This is a genomic window from Paraconexibacter sp., from assembly GCF_041602235.1.
Taxonomy (GTDB): domain Bacteria; phylum Actinomycetota; class Thermoleophilia; order Solirubrobacterales; family Solirubrobacteraceae; genus Paraconexibacter.
The window spans coordinates 1-1,982 of record NZ_JBFIGP010000450.1 but is presented as its reverse complement, the minus strand read 5'-3'; the positions used below and the strand labels follow the sequence as shown (position 1 = coordinate 1,982).

The following is a 1,982-nucleotide window of genomic DNA, read 5'->3' as shown; positions in this document are numbered from 1 at the left end:
CCGTCGAGCGGCTCCATGAGATAGAAGACCGCGCCGTCGAGCACGGACGGGTCCTCGCACACGTCGATCAGCCGCGCGTGGGGGACGGGCGTGCCGGCCAGCGCCGCGAGCACCGTGGTCTCGCGCAGGATCGACGTGTTGCTGCGCGGGCGCAGGTGGGCCGGACCGCGCCGCAGGACGTACTCGCACCCGGCACGCGAGAACCGGACCATGATGTTCTGGGTTCCGCCGGGGATCGGCTCGAGGTCCCCGAGCGGGCCGTGCCCGAGGCCCCGGCCGTCCATCCAGCGGGCGACCGCACCCGCATCGATCTCGACGCTCACCGCGTCACCGCGCCTCGTCCTTCCCGGAGCGGACCTGGCCGTAGTTCAGGAGGCTCACGATCAGCACGCCGCCCGCCGCGTTGCCCAGGCCGACCGCCGCGAGCCACTCGAAGAACCGCCCGGCGTCGATCTGGCCGTGGAACAGGGCGGCCAGCGCCTCGCCCGCGGAGGCGATGATGTGGTCGAAGGAGCCGACGCCGACGACGTAGGTCAGCGCGAAGATGACCGCGACCCGGCCAATCGTCGCGTCGCTGGCCTCCACCAGCCAGGCGACCAGCGCGATCAGCCAGCCGGCGATCACCGCGCTCCAGAAGTTCATCGCGAAGCCCCCGGCCGTCGCCTCCTCGCCGAGCGCGCGCAGCCGCTCCGCGATCTCGGGGTCGGGCGCCGCCGACTGCGTGGCGAGGAGCGCGAACAGGACCGCGCCCACGAGGTTCGCGGTGAGGACGATCGCCCACAGCTTCGCGGTCGGCCGGAGCTTCGAGCGGTCCTCCAGGCTCAGGACGACCGGGTACAGCGTGTTCTCGGTGAACAGCTGCGCGCGGCCCAGGATGACGGCGATGAACCCGATCGGGTAGGCGAGCACCGCGATCGCATGGTCGGCGTCGGAATGGCCGATCAGCGACTCGATCGAGGCCACGCCGAGTGGTCCGATGCCGATCGTGAGGCCCGCGAACACGGCCGAGATCGCCAGTGCCGACCACGGCCGCTCCAGCTCGTCGGCGGCCGCCGTGACGACGCGGTCGTAGATGTCCTGCGCCTGCGGGCGCTTCTCGGTGGCGTCGTCCATTGCTCGTCCTGGGTTGCGGTGGTCGGTCAGGTCCCGGTGGCCCACCGCTGCGGCACCCGCTTCACGAGCGGCCCGGGGAACCGCGTGAGCGTGGAGCCGATCAGCGCGGTGGCCAGGACGTACCCCGCGGCGAGCGGTCCCATGCGCTCGTCGACGCCGGCGGCCACCGCGAGCGAAGCGATCACGATCGAGAACTCGCCGCGGGCGATGAGGACCGTCCCGGCGCGGACGCGGCCGGGGATGCCGACACCGGAGCGGCGGGCGGCATCCCAGCCGGTGACGAGCTTGCCGGCGACCCCGAGTGCGACCAGCAGCACGATCCACGGCAGGACCCCGCCGAGACCCGACACGTCGATCTGCAGCCCGAAGAAGACGAAGAAGCCGGCCGCGAAGAGGTCGCGTACGGGAGCCAGGGCCGTCCGGCTGCGGTCGGCGACGGTGCCCGACAGCGCGATGCCGACGAGGAACGCGCCGACGGCCGAGGAGACGTTGGCCTTCTCCGCCAGGCCGGCCACGAGCAGCGTCAGGCCGAGCACGGTCAGCAGGAGCGCCTCCGCCTGCTCGGTGTCGAGGATCCGGTTCGTGTGATGGGAGCCGCGCAGCGCCACGAGGAAGACGCCCGCCAGGACGGCCGCCGCCAACGTCAGCGAGAGGCCGACGGCCACCAGGCCGCCGCCCACGAGGACGACGGTGAGCAGGGGCAGGTACGCCGCCATGGCGAGGTCCTCGATGACGAGGATGGAGAGGATGCTCGGGGTCTCGCGGTTGCCGAGCCTGCCCAGGTCGTCGATGGTGCGGGACACGATCCCGGAGGACGAGATCCAGGTCACGCCCACGAGCGCGACGCTCGCGCCCCAGTCCAGCCCCAT

General features: G+C 72.5%; 3 protein-coding genes. All 3 read right to left on the bottom strand.

What is annotated here, in order from left to right:
* On the bottom strand, positions 1 to 284 hold a 284-nt coding region (locus ABYE80_RS20290), incomplete at its 3' end, for a phosphotransferase (protein WP_372792181.1).
* Positions 285 to 327: 43 nt separating this feature from the next.
* On the bottom strand, positions 328 to 1,113 hold the full coding sequence (locus ABYE80_RS20285) for a formate/nitrite transporter family protein (RefSeq protein WP_372792179.1): 786 nt from the start codon (positions 1,111 to 1,113) through the stop codon (positions 328 to 330).
* Positions 1,114 to 1,139: 26 nt separating this feature from the next.
* The coding region (locus tag ABYE80_RS20280; protein WP_372792177.1) for a cation:proton antiporter at positions 1,140 to 1,982 on the bottom strand (843 nt) is incomplete at its 5' end.

Bases quoted from the DNA above. Each gene is read 5' to 3' on its own strand.
- ABYE80_RS20285 (WP_372792179.1), bottom strand. From the start codon at position 1,113: ATGGACGACGCCACCGAGAAGCGCCCGCAGGCGCAGGACATCTACGAC.